This window comes from Ruegeria sp. YTSC199, assembly GCF_059609725.1.
In genome coordinates, this window is the sequence record NZ_JBXWMF010000033.1 from 1 (window position 1) to 24,849 (window position 24,849).

Genomic DNA, 24,849 nt, shown 5'->3' on the forward strand with positions numbered 1-24,849 from the left:
TCTGCAATCATCTTGTCAGCATTGGTGACGAAGTAAGGCGACAGGTAGCCACGGTCGAACTGCATACCTTCGACAACATCGGTCTCTGTTTCCAGACCTTTGTTTTCTTCGACGGTGATAACGCCTTCGTTGCCAACCTTCTGCATCGCGTCTGCGATCTGCTGGCCGATTTCGGCTTCGCCATTGGCCGAGATGGTGCCAACCTGAGCAACTTCAGCCGAGTCTTTGACTTCGCGCGAAGCCGACTTGATACCTTCAACAACCTTGGCAGTTGCCAGGTCGATGCCGCGCTTCAGGTCCATCGGGTTCAGGCCAGCAGCAACCTGCTTCAGGCCTTCTTTGACGATGGACTGAGCCAGAACAGTTGCGGTGGTGGTGCCGTCGCCGGCTTCGTCATTGGTGCGGCTGGCGACTTCTTTCACCATTTGCGCGCCCATGTTTTCGAACTTGTCTTCCAGTTCGATTTCCTTGGCAACCGAAACACCGTCTTTGGTGATGCGCGGTGCGCCGAAGGATTTGTCCAGAACCACGTTGCGGCCTTTAGGGCCCAGGGTCACTTTAACAGCATCGGCCAGGATGTTCACACCTGCCAGCATACGGTTACGGGCATCGGTGTCGAACTTGACGTCCTTTGCAGCCATGTCGTTTCTCCTTGAGAAATTAGTTTGAGATGAAGATCAGAGAAGCGCGCGGCTTACTCGATGATCCCCATGATGTCGCTTTCTTTCATCATCAGCAGCTCTTCGCCGTTGACCTGAACCTCGGTGCCCGACCATTTGCCGAACAGGATCTTGTCGCCAGCTTTAACAGCCATTGCGATCAGCTCGCCGCTGTCCTTACGTGCGCCTTCGCCGGTTGCGACGACTTCGCCTTCGCTGGGCTTTTCTTTTGCACTGTCGGGAATGATCAGGCCGCCTGCGGTTTTCTCTTCGCTTTCGGTACGGCGAACCAACACGCGGTCATGAAGCGGTTTCAATGCCATCTTTGCAGCTCCTTGGGCTCAAAGTTTATTATCCTCCCCTCGCCGACTGGCGAGGCGTTAGCACTCAAAGGTAGAGAGTGATAACGACGCATAGCTAGGGAGTTCAAATCCTCGAGTCAACAAGCTGTGATGGATTTTTTTGCCAATTCGCCTCAGTCAGCGTTTTCCCAGCTGTAGGCCCAGTGTTTCAGCCCGTCACTGCCAGCCTCTGACAGAGCGTAAATGCCCTTATCGATCTTGTCGAACCAGCCATAATGGTTTTCCCTCATCAGACGCGTAGCCGTGCGCACTCCGGTCGCCTTGGCCACCTCGGACCCCTTGGTGGCACCGCATTCGGCCAGAAGAGCCGCACATTTCAAAGCGTCCTGGCGATATGCCGTGACAATGCCGTGCCGGGTCGCTCCACCCGAATTGGGGTCGCCTTCCAGCCGGTCGAATTCGCGCAGTAAGCGCGCGGCCTTAACCTTGTTCTTGCGCGGCGCATAAGGGCCGGGGTCGCATTGCACCTCGACCGCGCCATCGGTCCGCACGGTGATCAACCCCAGACCCAAACGGCGACACAGGGCAAGGTTGTCCTTCAACGCCCTCCGGGCCGTGCGCCCTTTGGGCTTGCAAACCCCGATATAAACCTGGTCGGTCACATTCAGCCGCGTGATCGCCTGATGAAACAACGCCAGAGTAAACCGCAGTTTGAGCTCCACGATCACAGGCGCCTCGCCGCCCCGCACCGCGACGATGTCAGCCGCGCCAACTTCGCCTTTGACGGTATAGCCCTGACGCTCCAGCAGCGCCTTGATGGGGGGATAGAGATCCTGCTCGCGGTCCATGACCACATGCTAGGCAAATTGCCACAGAATGCCAGAGGTCGCGTGCAAGCCCCTGTTCCGCCTTGCACAAAGCTAGGCACCGGGGCAAGCTCGGCATCGAATTGACACAACCGGGATGATACGAATGCGCCTGTTCCTGTTTCTGATCTGCCTTCTGCTGCCCGTCACGGTTCAGGCCGCTTGCGACGGGCGTGATCTGACGGCAGATCTGACGCCTGCGGCCCGGGCGGAATTGGAACAAGCCCTTGAAGGTGTCCCCTATCCCGAAGGCAACCACTGGATCGCAACCAAGGGCGACACCACTCTGCATCTGATCGGAACCATGCACCTCAACGATCCGCGCATGGACGCCATTGTCGAACGCCTGACACCGACACTCAGCAAAACCGATGGCTTCTATTTCGAGGTCACCCAAGACGAAATGAAAGCGTGGGAGCAGAAACTGGCCACCGACCCGAGCGCGATCATGATTACGTCCGGCCCTACCCTGATTGACCTCCTGCCAGAAGAAGATTGGACCGCTCTGTCCGCAAATCTGGCCGAGCGGGGAATACCGGGCTGGATGGGTGCGAAAATGCGGCCCTGGTTCCTAAGCATGATGCTAAGCATCCCACCTTGCATGATCGAGGATCCGGATGCCAACCACGGCATGGATGCCCGTCTGAACGCACTGGCCAAAGACCGGGGCATCCCGCAACATTCGCTGGAGCGGATCGAAGACCTGATGGCCATGTTTGACATCCATCCCATCGAAAAACAGGCACAATCGCTTGCCCGGATGGCAGGTGCTTTCGAAAACAGCGAAGATCAGATGGCGACTATGACTAACGCCTATATCGACGAACAGCACGCACAGGCCCTGCAACTGGCCCGCATCATGGGGCGCGAATTCTCAGGCCTTTCGCCCGAAGTGTTCGACGAGGAATGGAGCGACTTCGAACAGCAACTTCTGGTCGAACGCAACAACAACTGGATGAAACCTATTCTGAACATTCAGGATCAGACAGCAGTGATTGCCGTGGGTGCGGGTCACCTGAGCGACACACATGGTTTGCTGAACCAGTTGCAACAGGCCGGATACACCCTGACCCGCGCACCATTTTGATCTGACACCAGCGAAAGTCAGACCAACCGTCGCAGCGTAAACTCTGCCGGGTGACAAGCCCTGCGGACAGCCCTATAACGCGCGCAAAATTATCATTCTCAGGACGCTGACATGACAACTCTTGTATTTGGCCATAAATCCCCCGACACCGATTCCACAGGCTCGCCGATCCTGTGGTCGTGGTACCTGAACGAAGTCAAAGGCGAACAGGCCGAGCCCGTTCTGCTGGGCGAGCCCAACACCGAAGCCGCCTTCATGCTGCAGCGCTGGGACCTGCCCAAGCCACGCATCATTGATGACGTCGAAGCAGACGCGCCGGTTGTCATCGTCGACACCAACAACCCTGCCGAGCTGCCCGCCAGCGTCAACAGCGCCGACATCCGCGCCATTATCGACCATCACAAGCTGGTCGGCGGTCTGGAAACCAAAGGCCCGATCGATATCACCGTGCGCCCGTTGGCCTGCACCGCGACCATCATGGTTGATCTGATGGGCGACGATGCTGACAAAATGCCCGACGCCGTCAAAGGCGCGGCACTGACCTGCATCCTGTCGGACACGCTGGAATTCCGTTCGCCCACCACCACCGCGCATGACCGCAAAGTGGCCGAGAAACTGGCCGCCGATCTGGGTCTGGACGTCTCGGCCTATGCCGCCGACATGTTCGCGGCGAAATCGGATGTCTCGTCATTCTCTGACGCCGAACTGATCCGTATGGACAGCAAGGAATACGAAGTTGACGGCACCAAGTTCCGCGTCTCGGTTCTGGAAACAACGGCGCCGGGCGTCGTGCTGGACCGCAAGGCCAGCCTGGCCGACTCGATGGTGGACGTCGCCAAGGAAGACAGCGTTGATCAGGTGCTTCTGTTCGTGGTCGACATCCTGAACGAAGAAGCCACCCTGCTGGTGCCGAACGATCTGGTCAAAGGTGTGGCCGAGAAAAGCTTTGGCGCGTCCGTCGATGGCGACGCCGTTGTTCTGCCCGGCGTCATGAGCCGCAAAAAGCAGATCATTCCGAATCTCAAAGTCTGATCATCGGAGCATTCCAAAGTAAGGGCGTCCCAAGCGGGCGCCTTTTTTCATTTCAGTGCAAGATTTGCGTAAACCACTTCCGTTGTTAATCTGGTTGGAACAACAGGTATCGGGTCAAATACAACGTATGAGTACGCGCAAGTTAAGCATAACACGCAGCATCCTTAGGTTCGAAGGTAACGATAAAGCAGCCTATTGGCGCCGCTTTGCCATGCTGCTGACCCTGTCTGTCGTGATTGCCACGATGGGTATGCTGCGCGATTCCGGCGCAGTGGTGATAGCAGCAATGCTTGTGGCCCCGTTGATGACTCCCATTCTTGGCGTAGCCGCTGCCATGGTCATGGGATGGCTCCGCCGGGCTTTCAACCTGGCCCTGATTGTATGCTGGGCAGCCGTACTGTGTGTTCTGTTGGCCTGGTGTTTGGTCTATATCGCAGATGTTCCACGCGGCATTCTTATCCCCGATCAGGTACTGGCACGCACAGACCCTGGCACTGAAGACCTTATTGTCGCCTTGGCTGCAGGTGTGGCGGGAGCGTACGTTCAGGTCAACCGATCCGAAGCCAGCTTGCTGCCCGGCGCAGCTATCGGTGTGTCGCTGGTGCCGCCGCTGTCGGCATCTGGTGTTCTGCTTTATTTCGGTGAACCCGCCGAAGCCTATGAGGCCGGACTGTTATTCGCTACAAATTTGGGTGCGATCATTCTGTCTGCCTGTGCAGTCTATATTGTGTACGCAGCGCGCTCTGTGGCGTTCAGCAAGGGACGGCGCAAGTTGAACTTCACCGCCAGCGTGGTCGTGACACTGGGCTTTCTGACCCTTGTCGTCCTGCAACTGGGTAAATCCACGTATAACCGTTATCTGGAAACACGGACCGAAGCACAGCTTGCTCAAACCATCCGCGATTGGGCAGACCCGGTCTCGGTCGAGATTGTTCGTGTCGACGTGAATGCCAAACGCAAGCACGCCGACATTTGGCTGATCGTCGACCTACCGATCGAAGCAGCTTACAAAGTGTCTTCAACCGTTGGACTTCTACCGCAGAGTTTACGTGAAACACCTCTGGTCAATGTCCTGCGAGAGGAACTGGGCCCGGGTTATCTGGTCGTCGTAAGGTTTCAGAATCGGATCGGCGCGCAGATCATTCTGGGCACCGACACCGTCCAGCAAGCGCCGGACGTTGACCAAATCACAGAAGAAAACTGACGAGAACTGTATTTCAGCCGCAATCGCCTTTGCGGGATGGTCAAAGCACTCCAGCTTTGCGATAGCTGACACACCTTCACAATTCACGCCCCGAGGCCTTCAATGACCCAAATCATCCACGCCCTTTCCGAAGTTTCCGACCGTTACAAGGCGCTGTTTGTCGATCTTTGGGGCTGCGTTCATAACGGTATTACAGCTTTCCCTGAGGCGGTTGCCGCCTTGCAGGCTTACCGCTCAAAGGGCGGGATTGTGGTGCTGGTCACGAACTCTCCTAAACCACGCGCGGGAGTGGCCGTGCAACTCAAGCAATTCAACGTGCCCGCTGATGCCTATGACACCATCGCCACCAGTGGCGACTCGGCGCGCTCGGCGATGTTTCGGGGCGCGGTGGGCGAAAAGGTCTATTTCATGGGGGAATGGCAACGTGATGCGGGGTTCTTTGAACCGCTGAAATTGCTGCACCACCCAATTTACATCGAGCGAGTCCCGCTGGACGAGGCCGAAGGCATCGTCTGCTGCGGCCCATTCGATCCGATGGCGGACCCGTCGGTCAACCGTCCGGATTTCCTCTATGCCAAGCAAAAGGGCATGAAGCTGCTCTGTGCCAACCCCGATATCGTGGTCGACCGAGGCGAGGTGCGCGAATGGTGCGCCGGAGCGCTGGCCAAGCTTTACACCGAGATGGGGGGTGAAAGCCTCTATTTCGGCAAGCCGCATCCGCCAATCTACGATCTGGCCCGACGCCGGTTGCAGGAACTGGGTCACGATATACCCGACGGCGACATTTTGGTGATCGGAGACGGCCCCCACACAGACATTCTGGGCGGCATGGGTGAGGGGATTGATTCTCTGTTCATTTCTGGCGGCTTGGCCGCGGCTGAAACAAAAACGTCGCACCATCCACACCAAGAATCCCTAACTGCTTATATCGCAAGGGAAAACATCAATCCCACCTTCACAATCGGTCGTTTGAGATAGTCAGAAAAGACTTGATTTTCTGCGACTGCGAAGTAATAAAGTTGCCGAACTGGGGTGGCTTTGGTTGTTTTGTTGCCCTGAAGAATCAAGTGAGGGCGACATGTTGGACAATCTTCCGCGCGGCACGATCTGTATCGAAGACATCGAAATGGGCATGACCCGTCACTTGCGCAAAGTAGTGACGGACGAAGACATCGAGATGTTCGCTCAGGTTTCCACTGACCGGAATCCGGTGCATCTGGACGACGATTACGCCCGCGACACGATCTTCGAGGGCCGCATCGCGCACGGAATGCTGACTGCTGGTCTGATCTCGGCTGTGATTGGGGAACAGCTGCCGGGACATGGCACAGTCTACATGGGTCAGTCGCTGAAATTCCTGGCCCCTGTCCGCCCCGGCGACATGGTCTATGCCGAGGTCAAAGTGATCGACATCGACTTTTCCAAGCGTCGGGTCAAACTGGATTGCCACTGCTCGGTCGACGGTAAGAAAGTTCTGATCGGCGAAGCCATGGTGCTGGCCCCGTCACGCAAGTTCGACTGATTGCGGCACCATCCCATGAAAAAGGCGCCCAGCAGGCGCCTTTTTGTCATTTGGTTGCTAGCCTCGAGGCGCGTGCAGTTGTCAGGATTGGCGGGCTCGCTTGCGCCCCTTCAATGCACCGGATTCCAGAATGATCTCTGACACCACGTGTTCACGTCTGTAGGCCATCACATGGACCCCTGAAACTCCGGCAATATCCCGGATTTGCTGGATCAGTTCGATACAGATCTTTTTGCCTTCCTCACCTGGCTTCTCAGCCTTTTCCATCCGCTCGATGACCTGATCCGGAATGTGAATGCCAGGCACATTGCTGCGCATCCAACGTGCCGCGCGTGCCGAAGCGATGGGACCTACACCGGCAATAAGGAAAACTCTCTTATCCAGCCCTGCATCCCTTACCCGCGCCATGAACCTCTCAAATAGCGGAATATCGTAGATGTAATTGGTCTGAATATACTCAGCCCCGGCGTCTGCCTTCTTTGCCAAACGATCCGGGCGCCAGTCAAAGGGAGGTATGCAAGGATTTTCCGCCGCTCCCAGAAATAGTTGAGGGGGACGTGTGATTTTGCGGCCAGAGAGAAACTTTCCCTGGTCGCGCATGGTGCGGATTGTGCGCAACAAGGTAAGGGAGTCAAAATCAAACACCGGCTTTGCACCCGGCTGATCTCCAACGCCGACACCGTCACCGGTCAGACACAGCACGTTGCTTACCCCCAATGCAGCGGCTCCTAAAACGTCGCCCTGAATGGCGATCCGGTTCCGGTCCCTGCAGGAAATCTGATAGACTGGCGAATACCCTGCACGCGTCAGCAACGCGCAGATTCCAATTGAAGACATATGGCAATTGGCACCCGAAGCATCGGTTGCATTGATCGCGTCAGCTACTTCGCCAAGCGGCTGAGCGGCCTGAAAAACGTCCTCAGGGTCGGCACTATCGGGCGGATTTAACTCTGCCGTCACTGCAAAACGGCCTGAGCGCAAAACCTTCTCTAGCCGACTGTGCGATACATACCCTTTGGGGACCGGAACATAGCCGATCGGTTCGACCTCATTGCGATGGGCATCAATCATTTATTTAGTTCCCGGTTCACCGCATTGGGGGGTTCGACGGCCAACGGTGCCGCGGAGGGCTCATTCTCGCGCGCTTCCGGGAATGCCTGCGCCAGGGTCACCCGCGCGGCGTCACGGGCTTCGCGTTCCTGAGTCGCTATTTCCCGGCTGACTCGCAACCAGGATGACGATCCTCGCAACGTATGTTCTACCGGCGGCAGGACTTCTTTTATCTTGTCACCCCCGTGGCGCATACGGCTCGACCCATCCCAAGCCAGCGCCCAGACGCATTTCATGTCGGGTTTTACCTCACAGAACTCGCCGGGACGCACGCCCCCACACGGACCATTGCGCAGCTGTTTTGGGCAATTCATCGGACAGGACATACCAGTGGATGACAACACGCATTGCCCGCACATTTTGCAGTCGAACAAAAGAGTTTTCACACCTTTCTCGACCAATGCAATTGGGCGTTCGACGCGGTTATAGCCAATCTTTGCAAATAGCGGGTCCATCGCAACCATGCCACGTTCGACACATTTGTAAATCCACTCGAACGTGCGGGCATGGCGAATCGCGAACAGTCGCAATCGATACATGGGTTTGCCTCCTGTGCTGGGCTCATCTAGAGCCTGGCCGGGCCTCGATCCGCTTCACAGAGAAATCTGCGGACCGGGCATTCAGTCTACACTCAGGTTTTTTTTTAAATCAAGAAGTTGTCGGTACGCAGCCCGGCATACCTAAGGAAGCGTCTTGCATCTTACTGCCTATAGCTGAGTTCTGGGCGTTTTCGTGGGGTAGCGCCTTCCAAATCCAAACTGCCGCTTGAACAAATAGACTCGCAACGCTACGCACTCGCCTATGCGCATCATCCGTGATTTTCAGTTTATCGAGCCTCAGGACCGCGGTGCCAGTGTGGCGATCGGGAATTTTGACGGCGTCCATATCGGGCATCAGTCGGTGATCGAGTTGGCGCGCAGTGCCGCCCCAGACGCTCCTTTGGGTGTATTGACGTTCGAGCCCCACCCGCGCGAGTATTTCGCACCCGACGCAGCACCCTTTCGCCTGATGCGCGGGAACGCCCGTGCGCACCGGCTGGAAAAGCTGGGGGTGCGGAAACTGTACGAATTGCCCTTCAATGCCGCCTTGGCCGGGCTGACCCCGGAAGAATTCGCGCGCAACGTGATCTGCGACGGGCTGGGCCTGTCGCATGTGGTCGTGGGGGCCGATTTCTGTTTCGGCAAAGGCCGCAGCGGTACGGCGGATGACATGGCCCGTTTTGGGCAGGAGATGGGGTTCGGTGTCACCATTGCCCCGCTGATGGAGCGGTCCGAGAACGTGGTATCGTCCACGGCGATCCGCACCGCCCTGTCCGAAGGCCGCCCCCGGGATGCCGCCGCCATGCTGGGCCATTGGCACCGGATCGAGGGCGAGGTGATCGGTGGCGAACAGCGGGGCCGCGAACTGGGGTTCCCCACGGCGAACATGTCCATCGAGGGGCTACACCCGCCGAAATTCGGTGTCTACGCGGTGCTGGTCGATGTGTTGGGTGGACCCCATCAGGGCAGCTATCACGGCGCGGCCTCGGTTGGAACGCGGCCGATGTTTCAAGGCGAAGTCCCCAATATCGAAACTTTCCTGTTCGATTTCTCGGGTGACCTCTACGGCGCGACCCTGTCGGTCGGACTGGTTGAATACTTGCGGCCAGAGATGAAATTCGACGGGCTGGAAGGCCTCATTACTCAGATGAGTGCCGATTGCGACAAGGCCCGCAGCATTCTGGCGGCGCTATGACCGCCGATCCCATTGATCGCAACGACCTCAGCCCCCGCTTTTGGGAACGCAAGCCGCTGACCAAGATGAACCAGCGCGAATGGGAAGCGCTGTGCGACGGCTGCGGCAAGTGCTGCCTGAACAAGCTGGAGGACGAGGACACCGGCGAGGTTGCGCTGACCTGCGTCGCTTGTCGCCTGCTGGATGACGAAAGCTGCCGCTGCACCCAATACGACATCCGCCACCAGTTCGTGCCCGAATGTATCGTGATGAAGCCCGGCAATATCGACGACCACGCCTATTGGCTGCCGCAGACCTGCGCTTACCGGCTGCTGTGGGAGGGGAAACCTCTTTACGATTGGCACCCTTTGATATCTGGTACGCCCGACAGCGTACACGCCGCCGGAATGTCGGTTCAGGGGCGCACAGTGTCCGAGTTCGAAACGCCACTTGAAGAGTGGGAAGACTATATCATCGAGGAGCCCAGTTGATGTATTTCGCCTCAGATAATTCCGGGCCGGTTCACCCGCAGGTCATGGTCGCCTTAAACGCGGCAAATCAAGGCTTTCAGATGGCCTATGGTGCTGACACGCAGATGAACGAAGTGCGCGATCGCATTCGCGGGATCTTTGAAGCTCCGGGCGCCGCGGTCTATCTGGTGGCGACCGGGACGGCGGCGAATTCGCTGGCGCTGGCGACGCTGGCAAACCCGTGGGATACTGTCTTCTGCTCGCCGGTGGCGCATATCCACGAAGATGAGTGCAACGCACCGGAATTCTACAGCGGAGCCAAGCTGACCCTGGTACCGGGCGGTGACAAGATGAATCCCGAGGCGCTGCGCGGCGCGATTCTGGCCGAGGAAACACGCGGCGTGCACGGTCCGCAACGTGGGCCTGTTTCGATCACACAGGTGACCGAGCGTGGCTCGGTTTATTCTTTGGGTGAATTGCAGGCGCTGTGTGGTGTGGCCAAGGAATATGGCTTGCCCGTACATCTGGACGGCGCGCGCTTCACCAACGCGCTGGTGGCGCTGAACTGCTCTCCAGCCGAGATGACGTGGAAGGCGGGTGTGGACTCGGTCAGTTTTGGTGGCACCAAGAACGGGCTGATGGGGGTCGAGGCGGTTGTTTTCTTCGATGAAGCCAAAGCCTGGGAATTCGAACTGCGCCGTAAACGCGGCGCGCATCTGTTTTCCAAGCATCGCTATCTGTCGGCGCAAATGGCGGCCTATCTGCAGGATGACCTGTGGTTGAAATCGGCCCGTCAGGCCAATGCCAACTGCGCCCGATTGGCCGAGGGATTGCGCGCTAAAGGCGCCTCGTTCCTGCACGAGCCGCAGGCGAACATGATCTTCGCGCAGTTCTCGCGGGGGCGGCACAAACAGCTGCACGAAGCAGGTGCCGTCTATCACCTGTGGGGAGCGGAACTGGACGGGGCCGATGACGAGGAAATACTCGCCTGCCGCCTGGTCTGCGACTGGTCCATCAGCGCCGAGGAAATCGACCGGTTTCTTTCCCTGCTTTAACGGTCGCGGGCGTCTTGCCAGAACTTCTGCACCAATCGAGCCACATCTTGCGGATGTGAAATCGGCACCATATGCCCTGCGCCCTCAACCACGGCGCAGGATGAGCTGGGCAGCCGCTGCTGCAGCCCCTGGCCAATCGCAGGCATCACCGGGTGCGTCCTTGATCCGCTGATAATCTGAACCGGCATGGTCGCGCGGTCCAGAACGCCGGGGGTCAACAACCCCTTCTGATCCTGAAACAGTACGTTTTCCACCGCAGCAACAACGTGCACGCCCCGCGCCATCGCGGCGCGGGTGCGCTCGGGCAGGTCCGGCCAGCGGGGGCTGTCATCGGTACTCCACATCCTGTTGAACAGGCGCGCGGCTAACGCCATGTCTCTGGCGGTCAGAGCATCAAGGTAGGGCTGCGCCTCGTGGTCATGTTTCGCAACCAACTCGGGCGCATCCTGTTTAGCAACAGCAAAGAACACCGGTTCGATCAACACGGCGCTGCGGATCAGGTTGGGATGCTCAAGCGCAAGGCGCAAAGCAACCATGCCGCCGAAGGAATGGCCGATCACGTCCATCGGTTCGGTCAGCTGAGCGGCAGCAAACTGGGTGGCGAGGTCAAAATAATCCCCCTGCCCGTCCCAATCCGGGCTGCGGCCATGCGACAGCATGTCGGGGGCGATCAGGGTTGCCTCATCGTCAAGCGCCATTGCCAGACCCGACCACGCGCCGGAATGCGCAATGGTGCAGTGCAGGGCCAGCACCTTTCGCGCGCCCTGCCCCAGGGTTCTGACATGAACCGGTGACAGATCCTTCACCTTTTCACCTCAGCCAGGTGCCGATCCAGATCGTCCAGCCGATCCTGCCCCCAGAACCTCTGACCATCCTCGGTGATGTAGAACGGCGCGCCAAAGACACCGCGGTCTACGGCCTCTTCCAGATTGGCGGCATAGGTCTCGGCCCCAACCAGCAGGCCACTGTCGGCAAGGTTCGGATCAAATCCGGCTTGCGACAGGCAATCGCGGATCACGTCATCCTGTGCAATATCCTTTTCTTCGGCCCAGCAGGCGCGCAAGAAAGAATGAACCAGCTTGCCCACATCCCCGGATTCATCCTTCACCGCCGCAATCACCGCATAGGATGACGGTGCCATATTGGTCGGCCAATGCGCGGGCTGCAGATTGAAATCCATGCCCAGAGCTTTCGACTGCCGCAGCAGCTCCTGCTTACGGTATTCGATGCGCGAAATATGCCGATCTCTCGGCGGCGTCCCACCCGTGCGCCCGAACAGCGCCATAATGTCCAGCGGTTTATAGTTGATCGTTGCCCCATGCTTGGCCGCGACCTCCTCCAGTCGCCCGCCTGCCAAATATGTGAATGGCGAAATTGTCGCAAAATAGTAGTCAATCTGGGCCATGTTCACTTTCTCCGCTGCGTTATCTTTGCTGGACGGTAAGGCCATGCTAAGCGGTGTCAACATCACGAATCTGTCACATTTGCCATTGCTGCCCGGGGACCTCAGCCGATGCCGACACTCAACGAACCCAAGCTTATCGCTGGGAACGCCAATCTTCCGCTTGCCGAATCCATTGCTCGCCGTATGAGCCTTTATCGCGGTGTTGATCAGGGTCTGGTCGACGCGCGGGTCGAGCGGTTCAACGACGGCGAGATTTTCGTCGAAGTGTTCGAAAACGTGCGCGGTGAGGATATGTTCATTGTCCAGCCGACTTCGAACCCGGCCAATGACAATCTGATGGAGTTGCTGATCATCGCCGACGCACTGCGCCGGTCTTCGGCCCAACGGATCACCGCCGTGATCCCCTATTTCGGTTATGCCCGTCAGGATCGCCGCACCAAGGCCCGCACACCGATCAGTGCCAAGCTGGTCGCCAACATGCTGACCGGTGCCGGGATCGAGCGGATTCTGACCATGGACCTGCACGCCGCCCAAATTCAGGGTTTCTTCGACATGCCGGTCGACAACCTCTATGCTTCTCCGATTTTTGCGCTGGATGTGAAGCATCAGTTCAAGGACAACCTGGATGAACTGATGGTCGTCTCGCCCGACGTGGGCGGTGTGGCGCGCGCACGCGAGCTTGCCAAGCGGATCAACGCCCCCCTGTCCATCGTGGACAAACGCCGCGAAAAAGCTGGTGAAGTGGCTGAGATGACCGTGATCGGAGACGTGAAAGACAAGATCTGCCTGATCGTGGACGACATGTGCGACACAGCCGGTACGCTTTGCAAAGCGGCGCAGGTGCTGTTGGACAACGGCGCGAAGGAGGTGCACTCCTACATCACTCACGGCGTCATGAGCGGCCCCGCGGTCGAGCGTGTAACAAACTCGGTGATGAAATCTCTGGTGCTGACTGACACGATCCAACCTACCAAAGAGGTCACCAAGGCCAAGAACATACGCGTCGTCCCGACCGCGCCGATCTTTACCCAGGCAATCCTGAACATCTGGAACGGTACAAGCGTGTCGTCCCTGTTCGAGGACAAAACCCTGACGCCGATCTATGAATCCATGTACCATAATATGGACTGACAGAAACGGGCGGCCTAACAGCCGCCCTATTGCATTCCCGACAACCAATCAAGGCAGGACGTTTCCGTGACAGCCTCAAAACGCATCGTTCTTTCAAGCGACCACGCAGCCATCGACCTGCGCCAGGCCGTTGCCACCCATATCGCGGCGAAAGGCTGGGAGGTGCTGGATATCGGACCAACCACTCCCGAAAGCACGCATTACCCCAAACACGGCAAAGCCGCGGCGCAGGCCGTTGCTTCGGGTGACTGTGAACTGGGGATTGTTCTGTGTGGCACCGGACAGGGCATCATGATGGCGGCAAACAAAGTACCCGGCATCCGCTGTGGCGTCTGCTCGGACGCGTTCTCGGCTCGGATGATCCGCCAGCACAACAATGCAAACATGTTGTCGATCGGCGCGCGTGTAGTGGGGGACGGTCAGGCGCTGGACATCGTCGACGCTTTCCTGACCGCCAAGTTCGAAGGCGGCCGGCACGCGACGCGAGTGGACATGATTGAGGCGGAAATTAGCTAGAGTTTCCGCCCAAAGCCCATTCAAAGCTGAGCAGACTTCAACTTTTCTGCTCAATAGCGTGCCTCCGACATCCATCCCTGCTTGACCTGAACCCAAGACGCCGATCCACTACACCCGGCTTTGGCGAAAGATTGAGCAGCGGTGAAAACCGATCACTCTTTCAATTCCCATACCCACTTTCAACGACAAGCTAAGGGTGCGTCGGGCGGGATATCAATTTCTGAAAACCGTTAGTTCTCGACCAATTGTCTTCACATTCATGCAGCACGGCGAAATAGATTACGAAGCTCAATGAATTCACCAAATTTCCAACGCAAACTTTCAAGAACGCATTCAACGCATCAACGCCAATTCCGGGAAATCCCAGCCAGTTTTGTATGGCGGACCGCAAACCAACCCGACACACGCGACAAAAAAAGCCAAACCTCATCGTTGTTTGTATCGGTGCATTCTTGATGAGGATGGGTTTTTTATCGTCAAACACCTAAACGAAAATCACTAAGTGGTCCGTGACAGCACTGGTGTCGGGTTCATAGTCGCTTCGGCACTATTCGGTGTGACCTTTTTTCTGACCGTCTGCATTGTTCTGCTGTGCGCATTTTCCAAAAAACGGGCTACACGCAACAGCACTGCACCCCGGATTACAGGACTCGGTGAACGACCAGCCCGAAATGCTTCAAGAAAAGCGCGAACACTTAGCTCTACTACAGGCCTAATTTTCGGTGTTGGCTCATGTGCCAGCCTGTTGTTAGCGCACAGGGTCTCGAAAATTCCAACGGAGACCGCGCATCAAGTTGTCGAGGGCGTGTCTGTGGTCTCGGTTTTTCTACTTATTCTTTCGTTTCTCGTCGGGTTCGTTGGCATATTTCTGCGTGGATATGCGCTCATTCGGGTACCCGCCTGCTTCCTGATTGGTGCCTTGGCGACCTATTTGACCATTCAAAAAACGGGGATGGGAGTCCGTGAAATAGAGTTAATCCTGTCCGCGTTGCTATGAGTTTTCATCACAAGAAGACAGAGCCGTCACCATGCGTTTGACGCAAACCTTTAGGAAATATCCCAGTCATCCTCGTGCGCGACCTCACCGATGGCAGTCCACGTGGCCCGTATCCGGGCAATTCGTGTATCGGACCACGTGCGGAACACGGCGGTGAATCCCTCGGGGGAAATATCCTCGGCCGTCACTTCGGCCCGCAAGGCCGAAGAGGTATCTACATCCCACAGCGACACGCCGATTTGAACCACCGGCTCTGACCGGAAAGGCTGATTGAAGGTGATGGGTTTCCGCCGCTCGCGCGGGCCTTCGCCCGTCCACATCTCGCCACCGTCGGCGAATTCGGAAAACAGCACTGCCTCGCCTTGGTCGATACCAATTGGGTGGGTTCGAAAAGTCTTCATTCCATCGTCTTTATCTTACAATTCCGAAACCTTATCCCGGGGCTTCTGCAAAAACCACGACAAAAAAACGGCCCCGCGAATGCAGGGCCGTTTCCATTGATCAGAATTGCGTAAGCCTTATAGGCTCATATGCGTTCCAAGGGCTTCCATGTCGGCCAGCAGCTTGGCGGCGTCATCGACGATACTCTGATCGTCGCCGTTCTTTGCCACTTCGTGCGAGGCACGCGCCTCGGCGATCAGGTCGTCCAAATGCGACCGGGTCACCTCGGTCACCGGAATTGCCTTTTCGGCCAGAACCGACAGGCTATCGCCGTTGATCTGGGCAAACCCGCCGGTGACCAGGTATTCGCTGGCTCCTTCGGGTGCCTCAACCTTTAGCAGACCGGGGCGCAGCGTGGTGATAGTGGGGGCATGGTCGGGCATCGCCGTCATGTCCCCGTCCGCGCCGGGAATCTGGACCGCCGTCACGCTGAGCGAAGCAAGGCTCCGCTCAGGGCTGACGAGGTCGAATTGCATCGTGTTTGCCATCAGGTGTGCTCCTTAGGCGGCTTCTGCGGCCATCTTCTCCGCTTTGGCGACCACATCGTCGATGCCGCCAACCATCAGGAAGGCTGCTTCGGGCAGGTGGTCGTATTCACCGGCCACAACGGCCTTGAACGACGCGATGGTAACATCCAGAGCAACCTGAACGCCCGGCGAACCGGTGAAGACTTCGGCCACGTCGAACGGCTGCGACAGGAAGCGTTCGATCTTACGGGCACGGGCCACGGTCAGTTTGTCCTCTTCCGACAGTTCGTCCATGCCGAGGATGGCGATGATGTCCTGCAGCGACTTGTAGCGCTGGAGGATCTGCTGAACGTCGGTGGCAACCTTGTAGTGCTCTTCACCAACGATGGCCGGGTCGAGCAAACGCGAGGTCGAGTCGAGCGGGTCAACGGCCGGGTAGATACCCTTTTCCGAGATCGCACGGTTAAGAACGGTAGTCGCGTCCAGGTGGGCAAACGAGGTTGCCGGCGCAGGGTCGGTAAGGTCATCCGCAGGCACGTAGATCGCTTGCACGGATGTGATCGAGCCCGACTTGGTCGAGGTGATGCGTTCCTGCAGAGCGCCCATGTCGGTGGCCAGCGTCGGCTGGTAGCCCACCGCCGAAGGAATACGACCCAGCAGAGCCGAAACCTCGGAGCCCGCCTGCGTGAAGCGGAAGATGTTGTCGACGAAGAACAGAACGTCGGTACCGGACTGGTCGCGGAACTGCTCGGCCAGGGTCAGACCGGTCAGAGCAACACGTGCACGTGCTCCCGGAGGTTCGTTCATCTGACCGTAAACCAGGGCCACCTGCGATTCCGACAGGTTGTCCGGTTTAATAACGTTCGATTCGATCATCTCGTGGTACAGGTCGTTCCCTTCACGGGTCCGTTCACCAACACCCGCGAACACCGAGAAGCCCGAGTGCACTTTTGCGATGTTGTTGATCAGTTCCATGATCAAAACGGTTTTACCAACGCCGGCACCGCCGAACAGGCCGATTTTACCGCCTTTGGCGTAAGGGGCCAGCAGGTCAACAACCTTGATGCCGGTCACCAGAACTTCCGACTCCGTCGACTGTTCATCAAAGGTCGGTGCAGGCTGGTGAATGGCGCGCGCCTCAGTTGCCTCAACCGGACCTTTTTCGTCGATCGGCTCACCAACCACGTTCAGGATGCGGCCCAGAGTGGCGTTGCCAACCGGAACCGAGATCGGTGCGCCGGTGTCGCTCACTTCTTCGCCACGGACCAGACCTTCGGTCGCGTCCATCGCGATGGTGCGGACAGTGTTTTCACCCAGGTGCTGAGCAACTTCCAACACCAGGCGTTTGCCGTTGTTGGTGGTTTCCAGCGCGTTCAGAATTTCAGGCAGCTGATCTTCGAAGTGCACGTCGACGACGGCCCCGATGATCTGTGTGACTTTGCCTTTTGCATTCGCCATGTTTCGTCTCCGGTTTGTCTCTACAGCGCTTCGGCGCCGGAAATAATTTCAATCAGCTCGTTGGTGATCACGGCCTGACGCGAGCGGTTGAACTGGATCGTCAACTTGTCGATCATCTCACCCGCGTTGCGTGTCGCGTTGTCCATCGCGGACATCCGTGCACCCTGTTCAGACGCGCCGTTTTCGAGCAGAGCCGAGAAGATCGCGGTCGCAACCCCCTTGGGCAACAAATCGGCCAGGATGGCCTCTTCGCTGGGCTCGTAGTCGAAGATGGCACCGCTGTCGTCCCCCTCGGTGTCCTCGAACGAGGCGGGGATGACCTGCTGTGCCGTTGGGATCTGGGTCACCACGTTGACAAACTTCGAATAGAAGATCGTGGCAACGTCGAACTCACCCAGGTCAAAGCGGGACAGGATGTCCTTCGCGATGTCTTGCGCGTTGGAGTAACCCAGGCGCTTGACTTCGCTCAGGTCGATATGTCCAACGAACAGATCGCCAAGATCACGCTTAAGCGCGTCGCGGCCTTTCTTGCCGACAGTCAGAACCTTGACCGTCTTACCTTTCAGGCGCAGCTCTTCCGCTTTGACACGGGCCAGCTTGGCGATGTTCGAGTTGAAGCCGCCGCACAGGCCGCGTTCAGCTGTCATGACAACCAGCAGATGGACATCATCACTACCCGTACCACGGAGCAGTTTGGGGGCGCTGTCGCTGCCCCCGACCGACGCCGCCAGCCCGGCCATCACGGCATTGAACCGCTCGGCATAGGGACGCGAGGCTTCGGCAGACTCCTGGGCGCGGCGCAGTTTTGCAGCCGCGACCATCTGCATGGCCTTGGTGATCTTGCGGGTCGATTTGACCGACTCGATCCTGTTTTTAAGGTCCTTAAGATTTGGCATATGCCCGCCTCTCCCTTAAGCGAAGGTTGCGGCGTATTCGTCAATCGCAGCCTTGATCTTGTCGGAAGCGTCACCCTTGATCTTGGGATCTTCGTCCGTGATCCACTGAAGCAGATCTGCGTGCTTGCCACGCAGGTGCGCCAGCAGGCCAGCTTCGTACCGGCCAACGTCGGACACATCAATCTTATCGAGGTAACCGTTGGTACCGGCGAAGATGACGCAGACGATTTCGGCGTTGGTCAGCGGCGAGTACTGCGGCTGTTTCATCAGCTCGGTCAGACGTGCACCACGGTTCAGCAGCTGCTGGGTCGCAGCGTCAAGATCGGATCCGAACTGCGCAAACGCAGCCATTTCGCGGTACTGAGCCAGTTCCAGTTTCACCGGACCAGCAACCGATTTCATCGAGTTGGTCTGAGCCGAGGAGCCCACACGCGAAACCGACAGACCGGTGTTCACGGCAGGACGGATGCCCTGATAGAACAGTTCGGTTTCAAGGAAGATCTGACCGTCGGTGATCGAAATCACGTTGGTCGGAATAAACGCCGAAACGTCACCACCCTGAGTTTCGATGACCGGCAGAGCGGTCAGCGATCCTGCACCGAAGTCTTCGTTCAGCTTCGCCGAACGCTCCAGCAGGCGGGAGTGGAGGTAGAAAACGTCACCCGGATAAGCTTCACGTCCGGGCGGACGGCGCAGCAGCAGCGACATCTGACGATAGGACACAGCCTGTTTCGACAGGTCATCATAGATGATCAGTGCGTGGCGGCCGTTGTCACGGAAGTATTCGGCCATCGCGGTCGCGGCATAGGGTGCCAGGAACTGCATCGGCGCCGGGTCGGACGCGGTCGCGGCAACAACGATCGAGTAATCAATCGCGCCGGATTCTTCCAATTTCTTCACCAGCTGCGCAACGGTCGAACGCTTTTGACCGATCGCAACGTAAACGCAGTACAGTTTCTTCGACTCGTCGTCGCCTGCTGCGTCGTTGTAGGTCTTCTGGTTCAGGATCGCATCCAGCGCAACGGCGGTTTTGCCGGTCTGACGGTCACCGATGATCAGCTCACGCTGGCCACGGCCAATCGGGATCATCGCGTCAACTGACTTCAGTCCGGTTGCCATCGGTTCGTGAACCGATTTACGCGGGATGATGCCGGGCGCTTTGACGTCTGCAACGCCACGCTTGGTTGCGTTAATCGGGCCCTTGCCGTCCAGCGGGTTGCCCAGACCGTCTACAACACGACCCAGCAGTTCGTCACCGATCGGAACGTCCACGATCGAGTTGGTGCGCTTGACGGTGTCACCTTCTTTGATGTCACGGTCGGACCCGAAGATAACAACGCCCACGTTGTCGCTTTCCAGGTTCAGCGCCATGCCCATGATGCCGCCGGGGAATTCGACCATCTCACCGGCTTGCACATTGTCCAGGCCGTATACACGGGCAATCCCGTCACCAACGCTCAGCACGCGGCCGATCTCGGCCACTTCGGCTTCCTGACCAAAATTCTTGATCTGGTCCTTCAGGATTGCAGAAATCTCTGCAGCTTGGATTCCCATTTATCCGACCTCTTTCATTGCATTCTGTAGGGAGTTGAGCTTCGAACGGATCGAACTGTCGATCATCTTCGAGCCCACTTTAACGACAAGACCGCCGATGAGGCTTTCATCAACGGTCGCATTGATTGTCACGGTCTTGCCCACACGCTCGGACAGCGTCTTGGACAGTTTTTCCATTTGCGTCTTTGTCAGCGCCTTGGCCGACGCAACATCTGCGGTCACTTCGCCACGCTCTTCGGCCAGCATGTCGCGAAGAACCTGAACCAATTGCGGTACGACGAACAGGCGGCGCTTTTGCGCCATCAGACCCAGCGTGTTGCGCAGGATGGCGTGCAATCCCATCTTGTCGGCAACTGCGGTGATTGCGCCTTCTTGTTCGGAACGCGAAACCAGCGGAGATGCGATCAGGTCGCGCAACTCGGCGCTTTCGCCCAAGGCTGCAGCCAGATCATTGATGCCGGATTCCAGACCTGCAAGGTCATTGTTCTCTTTCGCAATCTCAAAGATTGCGGTGGCATAGCGCTCGGCGATGCCTGTGGAAATCGAAGCTGGTTCGGACACGTCCACCCTTCCGATATTTGAGGCCCCGATTTTGAGTAGCGGCCGCTACCTTGGGGCGTGAGGAAACCCCGTCCATGTAGGGCGGGGATCAAAATCACCGGGGATGTAGCAGAGCCGAACCAACCAAGCAATATACTATAGCGGTAACGGAATTATCCACAAAACATTACTTTTCAACACCTTACACCAAGTGCGACGGTTTGAACCCCCAAGGTCAGGTGAAAAATGTTACGAATATGCAAATTTTTGCGATTCCTGTGACTTTTTTCCCGCGATTTTTACGCTCTCATGGCGAATGGGCGGTCACGCGGGCTTTAACAAGCCATCCAGTGCCTTGATGGGGCGCCGCTCAGTGTCCTTTGAGACGCTACCGCTGGGCGGGCGGATATGTTTGGTCACCTCAACCATCAGAACACCACCGGCCATGACCGTGGGTAAGCGCTGCCCGGTTTTCTCGATCAGACTGCCCGATTTCAGCCAAAACCGGCGAAAGGACGGCGGCATATACAAGGCGGAACAGTGGCTTTCAGGAAGAAAATGGTGCTCTTTCAACTGGCTCTCGAGCTGCGACGCCGAGTACGGCCGCCCGAACCCGAACGGTGTCCGGTCCGTCCGCGACCACAACCCCGCCCGGTTCGGCACAACGAACAAAGCCCGCCCCCCCGGGCCAAGAACACGCCAGCATTCGTCGAGCAATTCACTGGGACGGCTCGAAGTCTCAAGCCCATGCAGCACCACCAGCTTGTCCACATGGCCGGTTTCGACCGGCCACAAGGTTTCCTCGGTCAGAACTGACACGTTGGACATCCCCGCAGGCCACGGCATCACCCCCTGTGGCCCAGGCATCAGGCCGATTACCCGCCGCGCGTCGGCCAGATAGGGGCGCAGCAATGGCACTGCAAAGCCGAAGCCCACCACAGTCTGCCCCTTGGCTTCGGGCCATATCTCGGTCAACCGGCCCCGAATAGCCGCCTGCGCCGCCCGGCCCAATGTGCTGCGGTAGTAGAAGTTCCTCAGATCCTGAACATCAAGATGCATTGCGGACACCCGGTCAATCGGCTTAGCTGAGCGCAGTCTAGCAACGAAAGGGCAAAAGGCCATGCCTCTTGAGATCGTCACCATCCCATGTCTCAGTGATAACTACGCTTTTCTGGCGCATGACGCTGCCAGTGGCCAGACCGCCCTTGTTGACGCACCCGAATCCGGTCCGATTCTGGCCGAATTGGACAAGCGCGGTTGGAAGCTTAGTCATGTGCTGCTGACACACCACCATTTCGATCACGTCGATGGTCTACCCGCAATTCTGGAAAAGAACCCCGCCAAGGTTGTTGGCGCAGCTGCCGACGCCCATCGCCTGCCCCCGCTGGACCAGCAGGTCTCGGACGGCGACACTTTCGAGATCGGAGGCGAGCCGGTTCAGGTACTGGACGTTTCCGGTCACACGGTCGGGCATGTAGCCTATTATATGCCAAAAAGCTCTGTGGTTTTCACCGCTGACAGCCTTATGGCCCTTGGCTGCGGCCGCCTGTTCGAGGGGACTGCACCGCAAATGTGGGCGTCCCTCAGCAAACTTGCCACCCTGCCCGAAAACACTCTCGTTTGCTCTGGCCACGAATACACGCAGTCCAACGCTAAATTCGCTGTTACCGTCGATCCGGACAATGCCGCACTGCAGCAACGCAAAGCTGATATTGATGCTGCCCGCGCAGCAGGACAACCCACTGTTCCGTCGACTCTGGCGTTGGAAAAGGCTACAAATCCGTTTCTGCGCGCCACTGATCCGGCGATTCAGGCACATTTGGGGATGGGAAATGCCGACCCCGCTGAGGTTTTTGCCGAGATTCGGGCTAGAAAAGACCGCTTCTAGTGCCTATTTCGCCCTCTTCTCGGACACGGTCACGTTAAATGTGACTGTCAAGAGAAAGAAAACCCTTGAAGCCGGGCCACGATCAACCAAACTCTAATAGTATGAGGACATGGTTGGATTGGGGCCATAGCCGCCCCCCTCCGACCCAAGACAGAGGAGCACCCGCGTGCCTTCATTCTCGAGCACATTAGAACAAGCCATTCACGCGGCCTTGGCGGCCGCGAATGAGCGGCGACATGAATTCGCAACGCTGGAGCATCTGCTGCTGGCGCTACTAGAGGAACCTGATGCCATACGCGTCATGAAAGCCTGCAGCGTCGATCTGGACGAACTGCGCAGCACTCTGGTCGAATTCATTGACGAAGACCTGTCCAATCTGGTCACAGATATCGACGGCTCAGAGGCCGTACCGACAGCCGCGTTCCAGCGCGTGATCCAACGCGCCGCGATCCACGTGCAAAGTTCGGGCCGGACTGAAGTGACCGGCGCCAACGTCCTGGTCGCCATCTTTGCCGAACGCGAAAGCAATGCAGCCTATTTCCTGCAGGAACAGGACATGACCCGCTATGATGCGGTGAACTTCATCGCACACGGTGTGGCCAAAGACCCTGCGTATGGCGAAAACCGCTCGGTTTCCGGCGCCGATCAGGTCGAGGAAGAAGTTCAGTCTACCGCGGGCGAAGGCGACCAGAAGGAGAGCGCGCTTGGAAAATTCTGCATTGATCTGAACGCCAAATCACGGGCGGGCGATGTAGACCCGCTGATCGGCCGTGCTGATGAGGTTGAACGTTGCATTCAGGTGTTGTGCCGCCGCCGCAAGAACAATCCGCTTCTGGTGGGTGATCCGGGTGTGGGCAAAACTGCTATCGCTGAAGGTTTGGCGCACAAAATCGTGGGTGGCGAAGCGCCTGATGTGCTGTCTAATACCACCATCTTTTCGCTGGACATGGGCGCGCTGTTGGCGGGCACCCGGTATCGCGGCGATTTCGAGGAACGCCTGAAGGCGGTCGTGACAGAGCTGGAAGACCACCCCGACGCGGTGCTGTTCATTGACGAAATTCATACCGTGATCGGTGCCGGTGCCACTTCTGGTGGCGCGATGGATGCGTCGAACCTGCTGAAACCTGCCCTGCAGGGCGGCAAGCTGCGCACTATGGGATCGACCACGTATAAAGAGTTCCGTCAGCATTTCGAAAAGGACCGCGCGCTGAGCCGACGGTTCCAGAAGATCGACGTGAATGAACCTTCGGTCGAAGACAGCGTGAAAATCCTGCGCGGTCTCAAGCCCTATTTCGAAAAGCATCACGAGATCAAATACACCGCAGATGCGATCAAAACCGCCGTCGAACTGTCGGCGCGTTACATCAATGACCGCAAACTGCCCGACAAGGCGATTGACGTGATCGATGAGGCCGGTGCCGCACAGCATCTGGTCGCGGAAAGCAAGCGTCGCAAAACCATCGGCGTCAAAGAGATCGAGGCGGTTGTCGCCAAAATCGCGCGCATTCCGCCCAAGAACGTCACCAAGGACGATGCCGAGGTTCTGAAAGACCTCGAAGCCTCGCTGAAACGGGTGGTCTTTGGGCAGGACGAGGCCATCGACGCCCTGTCCAGCGCGATAAAATTGGCCCGTGCCGGTCTGCGTGAGCCTGAAAAACCAATCGGCAACTACCTGTTCGCCGGCCCAACTGGCGTGGGTAAGACCGAAGTGGCGAAACAGTTGGCAGATACACTGGGCGTGGAACTGCTGCGGTTCGACATGTCTGAATACATGGAGAAACACGCGGTATCCCGCCTGATCGGTGCGCCTCCGGGTTATGTCGGGTTCGATCAGGGCGGTCTGCTGACCGACGGCGTCGACCAGCATCCGCATTGCGTGCTGTTGCTGGATGAGATCGAAAAAGCTCACCCGGACGTGTTCAACATCCTGTTGCAGGTTATGGACCACGGTGAACTGACCGATCACAACGGGCGGACAGTGAATTTCCGCAACGTTGTGCTGATCATGACCTCGAACGCGGGCGCGCAGGAACAGGCCAAGGCTGCCATCGGCTTTGCCCGTGACCGTCGCGAAGGTGAAGACACCGCCGCGATCGAACGCATGTTCACGCCGGAATTCCGCAACCGTCTGGACGCCGTGATCTCCTTCGCGCCGCTGCCGAAAGAGGTCATCCTGCAGGTGGTCGAGAAGTTCGTGCTGCAGCTTGAGGCGCAACTGCTGGACCGCAACGTGACCATCGACCTGACGCCCAAGGCCGCCGAATGGCTGGCCGATAAGGGTTATGACGACAAGATGGGCGCGCGTCCGCTGGGCCGCGTGATCCAGGAGCACATCAAGAAGCCTCTGGCCGAAGAGTTGCTGTTCGGCAAGCTGGCAAAGGGAGGTGTGGTCCGTGTCTCGGTCAAGAAGGGCGAGTTGAACCTGGAAATCTTCGGCCCGGATCAGCCACGCATTCCGGGCGACAAACCGCCACTGCTGACGGCGGATTGACGTCAAAACCGACACATTACAGAAGCAAATCGCCCGGTTGGTTCT

The 24,849-nt window shown here is 57.9% G+C and carries 26 protein-coding genes; 12 read left to right on the forward strand and 14 right to left on the reverse strand.

Annotated features, from left to right (window positions below; all coding sequences use genetic code 11):
• From AC2FEE_RS22230 to AC2FEE_RS22240, 3 genes are all read right to left on the reverse strand, one after another.
• On the reverse strand, window positions 1-641 hold a 641-nt coding region (locus AC2FEE_RS22230; RefSeq protein WP_496867576.1), incomplete at its 3' end, for a TCP-1/cpn60 chaperonin family protein.
• Between the two features lie 53 nt (window positions 642-694).
• On the reverse strand, window positions 695-982 hold the full coding sequence (gene groES, locus AC2FEE_RS22235) for a co-chaperone GroES (RefSeq protein ID WP_039523824.1): 288 nt from the start codon (window positions 980-982) through the stop codon (window positions 695-697).
• A 152-nt stretch (window positions 983-1,134) separates the two neighbouring features.
• The gene (locus tag AC2FEE_RS22240; protein WP_496867577.1) at window positions 1,135-1,809 is read right to left on the reverse strand and encodes a DUF2161 domain-containing phosphodiesterase; all 675 of its coding nucleotides are present in this window, start codon (window positions 1,807-1,809) and stop codon (window positions 1,135-1,137) included.
• 124 nt (window positions 1,810-1,933) lie between these two features.
• Here AC2FEE_RS22240 and AC2FEE_RS22245 point away from each other — a divergent pair, with 124 nt between their 5' ends.
• From AC2FEE_RS22245 to AC2FEE_RS22265, 5 genes are all read left to right on the forward strand, one after another.
• On the forward strand, window positions 1,934-2,914 hold the full coding sequence (locus AC2FEE_RS22245) for a TraB/GumN family protein (RefSeq protein WP_496867579.1): 981 nt from the start codon (window positions 1,934-1,936) through the stop codon (window positions 2,912-2,914).
• Window positions 2,915-3,025: 111 nt separating this feature from the next.
• On the forward strand, window positions 3,026-3,946 hold the full coding sequence (locus AC2FEE_RS22250; protein WP_496867580.1) for a manganese-dependent inorganic pyrophosphatase: 921 nt from the start codon (window positions 3,026-3,028) through the stop codon (window positions 3,944-3,946).
• Between the two features lie 127 nt (window positions 3,947-4,073).
• Complete coding sequence (locus AC2FEE_RS22255; RefSeq protein WP_496867582.1) at window positions 4,074-5,150, forward strand: DUF389 domain-containing protein; 1,077 nt, start codon at window positions 4,074-4,076, stop codon at window positions 5,148-5,150.
• Between the two features lie 102 nt (window positions 5,151-5,252).
• Window positions 5,253-6,128 carry an HAD family hydrolase gene (locus AC2FEE_RS22260; protein ID WP_496867583.1) on the forward strand — a complete coding sequence of 292 codons (876 nt, stop codon included), beginning with the start codon at window positions 5,253-5,255 and terminating at the stop codon, window positions 6,126-6,128.
• Between the two features lie 100 nt (window positions 6,129-6,228).
• Window positions 6,229-6,672: a MaoC family dehydratase gene (locus AC2FEE_RS22265; RefSeq protein WP_170325944.1), complete on the forward strand. Its 444-nt coding sequence runs from the start codon at window positions 6,229-6,231 to the stop codon at window positions 6,670-6,672.
• An 81-nt stretch (window positions 6,673-6,753) separates the two neighbouring features.
• Here AC2FEE_RS22265 and AC2FEE_RS22270 read toward each other — a convergent pair whose 3' ends face one another.
• Both AC2FEE_RS22270 and AC2FEE_RS22275 read right to left on the reverse strand, forming a co-directional pair.
• Window positions 6,754-7,743 carry a methylenetetrahydrofolate reductase gene (locus tag AC2FEE_RS22270; RefSeq protein ID WP_496867584.1) on the reverse strand — a complete coding sequence of 330 codons (990 nt, stop codon included), beginning with the start codon at window positions 7,741-7,743 and terminating at the stop codon, window positions 6,754-6,756.
• Window positions 7,740-8,321 carry a methylenetetrahydrofolate reductase C-terminal domain-containing protein gene (locus AC2FEE_RS22275; RefSeq protein ID WP_496867586.1) on the reverse strand — a complete coding sequence of 194 codons (582 nt, stop codon included), beginning with the start codon at window positions 8,319-8,321 and terminating at the stop codon, window positions 7,740-7,742. The genes AC2FEE_RS22270 and AC2FEE_RS22275 overlap by 4 nt, the downstream gene beginning before the upstream one ends.
• Before the next feature lie 262 nt (window positions 8,322-8,583).
• Here AC2FEE_RS22275 and AC2FEE_RS22280 point away from each other — a divergent pair, with 262 nt between their 5' ends.
• Genes AC2FEE_RS22280 through AC2FEE_RS22290 form a run of 3 tightly spaced genes read left to right on the forward strand, consistent with a single transcriptional unit; the run spans window position 8,584 to window position 11,020 of the window.
• The gene (locus AC2FEE_RS22280) at window positions 8,584-9,516 is read left to right on the forward strand and encodes a bifunctional riboflavin kinase/FAD synthetase (protein WP_496867587.1); all 933 of its coding nucleotides are present in this window, start codon (window positions 8,584-8,586) and stop codon (window positions 9,514-9,516) included.
• The gene (locus AC2FEE_RS22285; RefSeq protein WP_496867589.1) at window positions 9,513-9,986 is read left to right on the forward strand and encodes a YcgN family cysteine cluster protein; all 474 of its coding nucleotides are present in this window, start codon (window positions 9,513-9,515) and stop codon (window positions 9,984-9,986) included. Before AC2FEE_RS22280 ends, AC2FEE_RS22285 begins: the two co-directional genes overlap by 4 nt.
• Window positions 9,986-11,020, forward strand: coding sequence for a threonine aldolase family protein (locus AC2FEE_RS22290; protein WP_496867590.1), 1,035 nt, complete (start codon window positions 9,986-9,988; stop codon window positions 11,018-11,020). Before AC2FEE_RS22285 ends, AC2FEE_RS22290 begins: the two co-directional genes overlap by 1 nt.
• On the opposite strand, the gene AC2FEE_RS22295 is transcribed toward AC2FEE_RS22290, so the two are convergent.
• Both AC2FEE_RS22295 and AC2FEE_RS22300 read right to left on the reverse strand, forming a co-directional pair.
• Window positions 11,017-11,826, reverse strand: coding sequence for an alpha/beta fold hydrolase (locus AC2FEE_RS22295; RefSeq protein ID WP_496867592.1), 810 nt, complete (start codon window positions 11,824-11,826; stop codon window positions 11,017-11,019). The two genes, AC2FEE_RS22290 and AC2FEE_RS22295, sit on opposite strands and share 4 nt — an antisense overlap.
• Window positions 11,823-12,425, reverse strand: a complete 603-nt coding sequence (locus AC2FEE_RS22300) for a 2-hydroxychromene-2-carboxylate isomerase (RefSeq protein ID WP_496867593.1) — start codon at window positions 12,423-12,425, stop codon at window positions 11,823-11,825. The genes AC2FEE_RS22295 and AC2FEE_RS22300 overlap by 4 nt, the downstream gene beginning before the upstream one ends.
• A 108-nt stretch (window positions 12,426-12,533) precedes the next feature.
• Here AC2FEE_RS22300 and AC2FEE_RS22305 point away from each other — a divergent pair, with 108 nt between their 5' ends.
• Entirely contained in the window at window positions 12,534-13,556 is a 1,023-nt protein-coding gene (locus tag AC2FEE_RS22305; RefSeq protein ID WP_496867594.1) for a ribose-phosphate pyrophosphokinase, read from the forward strand.
• Between the two features lie 66 nt (window positions 13,557-13,622).
• Window positions 13,623-14,072 (forward strand): ribose 5-phosphate isomerase B, encoded by a 450-nt coding sequence (rpiB, locus tag AC2FEE_RS22310; RefSeq protein ID WP_496867595.1) that lies wholly within the window; start codon window positions 13,623-13,625, stop codon window positions 14,070-14,072.
• 1,047 nt (window positions 14,073-15,119) lie between these two features.
• On the opposite strand, the gene AC2FEE_RS22315 is transcribed toward rpiB, so the two are convergent.
• From AC2FEE_RS22315 to AC2FEE_RS22345, 7 genes are all read right to left on the reverse strand, one after another.
• Window positions 15,120-15,470, reverse strand: coding sequence for an H-type lectin domain-containing protein (locus AC2FEE_RS22315; RefSeq protein WP_496867597.1), 351 nt, complete (start codon window positions 15,468-15,470; stop codon window positions 15,120-15,122).
• A 117-nt stretch (window positions 15,471-15,587) separates the two neighbouring features.
• Window positions 15,588-15,998: a F0F1 ATP synthase subunit epsilon gene (locus AC2FEE_RS22320; protein WP_496867598.1), complete on the reverse strand. Its 411-nt coding sequence runs from the start codon at window positions 15,996-15,998 to the stop codon at window positions 15,588-15,590.
• Window positions 15,999-16,010: 12 nt separating this feature from the next.
• Entirely contained in the window at window positions 16,011-17,435 is a 1,425-nt protein-coding gene (gene atpD, locus AC2FEE_RS22325; RefSeq protein WP_496867599.1) for a F0F1 ATP synthase subunit beta, read from the reverse strand.
• Window positions 17,436-17,455: 20 nt separating this feature from the next.
• Entirely contained in the window at window positions 17,456-18,331 is an 876-nt protein-coding gene (locus AC2FEE_RS22330; protein WP_496867601.1) for a F0F1 ATP synthase subunit gamma, read from the reverse strand.
• A gap of 15 nt (window positions 18,332-18,346) precedes the next feature.
• Window positions 18,347-19,885, reverse strand: coding sequence for a F0F1 ATP synthase subunit alpha (gene atpA, locus AC2FEE_RS22335; protein ID WP_480590301.1), 1,539 nt, complete (start codon window positions 19,883-19,885; stop codon window positions 18,347-18,349).
• On the reverse strand, window positions 19,886-20,446 hold the full coding sequence (locus AC2FEE_RS22340; RefSeq protein ID WP_496867602.1) for a F0F1 ATP synthase subunit delta: 561 nt from the start codon (window positions 20,444-20,446) through the stop codon (window positions 19,886-19,888).
• A gap of 303 nt (window positions 20,447-20,749) precedes the next feature.
• Window positions 20,750-21,484 (reverse strand): methyltransferase domain-containing protein, encoded by a 735-nt coding sequence (locus tag AC2FEE_RS22345; protein ID WP_496867603.1) that lies wholly within the window; start codon window positions 21,482-21,484, stop codon window positions 20,750-20,752.
• 61 nt (window positions 21,485-21,545) lie between these two features.
• Between AC2FEE_RS22345 and gloB the strand changes: the two genes are divergently transcribed.
• Together gloB and clpA are read left to right on the forward strand one after the other, a co-directional pair.
• A complete protein-coding gene (gene gloB, locus AC2FEE_RS22350) occupies window positions 21,546-22,313 on the forward strand; it encodes a hydroxyacylglutathione hydrolase (protein WP_496867605.1) in 768 nt (255 codons plus the stop codon).
• 166 nt (window positions 22,314-22,479) lie between these two features.
• The gene (gene clpA, locus AC2FEE_RS22355; RefSeq protein ID WP_496867606.1) at window positions 22,480-24,804 is read left to right on the forward strand and encodes an ATP-dependent Clp protease ATP-binding subunit ClpA; all 2,325 of its coding nucleotides are present in this window, start codon (window positions 22,480-22,482) and stop codon (window positions 24,802-24,804) included.
• Window positions 24,805-24,849 lie beyond the last annotated feature (45 nt).

Bases quoted from the DNA above. Each gene is read 5' to 3' on its own strand.
- groES (WP_039523824.1), bottom strand. From the start codon at position 982: ATGGCATTGAAACCGCTTCATGACCGCGTGTTGGTTCGCCGTACCGAA.
- AC2FEE_RS22240 (WP_496867577.1), bottom strand. From the start codon at position 1,809: ATGGACCGCGAGCAGGATCTCTATCCCCCCATCAAGGCGCTGCTGGAG.
- AC2FEE_RS22245 (WP_496867579.1), top strand. From the start codon at position 1,934: ATGCGCCTGTTCCTGTTTCTGATCTGCCTTCTGCTGCCCGTCACGGTT.
- AC2FEE_RS22250 (WP_496867580.1), top strand. From the start codon at position 3,026: ATGACAACTCTTGTATTTGGCCATAAATCCCCCGACACCGATTCCACA.
- AC2FEE_RS22255 (WP_496867582.1), top strand. From the start codon at position 4,074: ATGAGTACGCGCAAGTTAAGCATAACACGCAGCATCCTTAGGTTCGAA.
- AC2FEE_RS22260 (WP_496867583.1), top strand. From the start codon at position 5,253: ATGACCCAAATCATCCACGCCCTTTCCGAAGTTTCCGACCGTTACAAG.
- AC2FEE_RS22265 (WP_170325944.1), top strand. From the start codon at position 6,229: ATGTTGGACAATCTTCCGCGCGGCACGATCTGTATCGAAGACATCGAA.
- AC2FEE_RS22270 (WP_496867584.1), bottom strand. From the start codon at position 7,743: ATGATTGATGCCCATCGCAATGAGGTCGAACCGATCGGCTATGTTCCG.
- AC2FEE_RS22275 (WP_496867586.1), bottom strand. From the start codon at position 8,321: ATGTATCGATTGCGACTGTTCGCGATTCGCCATGCCCGCACGTTCGAG.
- AC2FEE_RS22280 (WP_496867587.1), top strand. From the start codon at position 8,584: ATGCGCATCATCCGTGATTTTCAGTTTATCGAGCCTCAGGACCGCGGT.
- AC2FEE_RS22285 (WP_496867589.1), top strand. From the start codon at position 9,513: ATGACCGCCGATCCCATTGATCGCAACGACCTCAGCCCCCGCTTTTGG.
- AC2FEE_RS22290 (WP_496867590.1), top strand. From the start codon at position 9,986: ATGTATTTCGCCTCAGATAATTCCGGGCCGGTTCACCCGCAGGTCATG.
- AC2FEE_RS22300 (WP_496867593.1), bottom strand. From the start codon at position 12,425: ATGGCCCAGATTGACTACTATTTTGCGACAATTTCGCCATTCACATAT.
- AC2FEE_RS22305 (WP_496867594.1), top strand. From the start codon at position 12,534: ATGCCGACACTCAACGAACCCAAGCTTATCGCTGGGAACGCCAATCTT.
- AC2FEE_RS22315 (WP_496867597.1), bottom strand. From the start codon at position 15,470: ATGAAGACTTTTCGAACCCACCCAATTGGTATCGACCAAGGCGAGGCA.
- AC2FEE_RS22320 (WP_496867598.1), bottom strand. From the start codon at position 15,998: ATGGCAAACACGATGCAATTCGACCTCGTCAGCCCTGAGCGGAGCCTT.
- atpD (WP_496867599.1), bottom strand. From the start codon at position 17,435: ATGGCGAATGCAAAAGGCAAAGTCACACAGATCATCGGGGCCGTCGTC.
- AC2FEE_RS22330 (WP_496867601.1), bottom strand. From the start codon at position 18,331: ATGCCAAATCTTAAGGACCTTAAAAACAGGATCGAGTCGGTCAAATCG.
- atpA (WP_480590301.1), bottom strand. From the start codon at position 19,885: ATGGGAATCCAAGCTGCAGAGATTTCTGCAATCCTGAAGGACCAGATC.
- AC2FEE_RS22345 (WP_496867603.1), bottom strand. From the start codon at position 21,484: ATGCATCTTGATGTTCAGGATCTGAGGAACTTCTACTACCGCAGCACA.
- gloB (WP_496867605.1), top strand. From the start codon at position 21,546: ATGCCTCTTGAGATCGTCACCATCCCATGTCTCAGTGATAACTACGCT.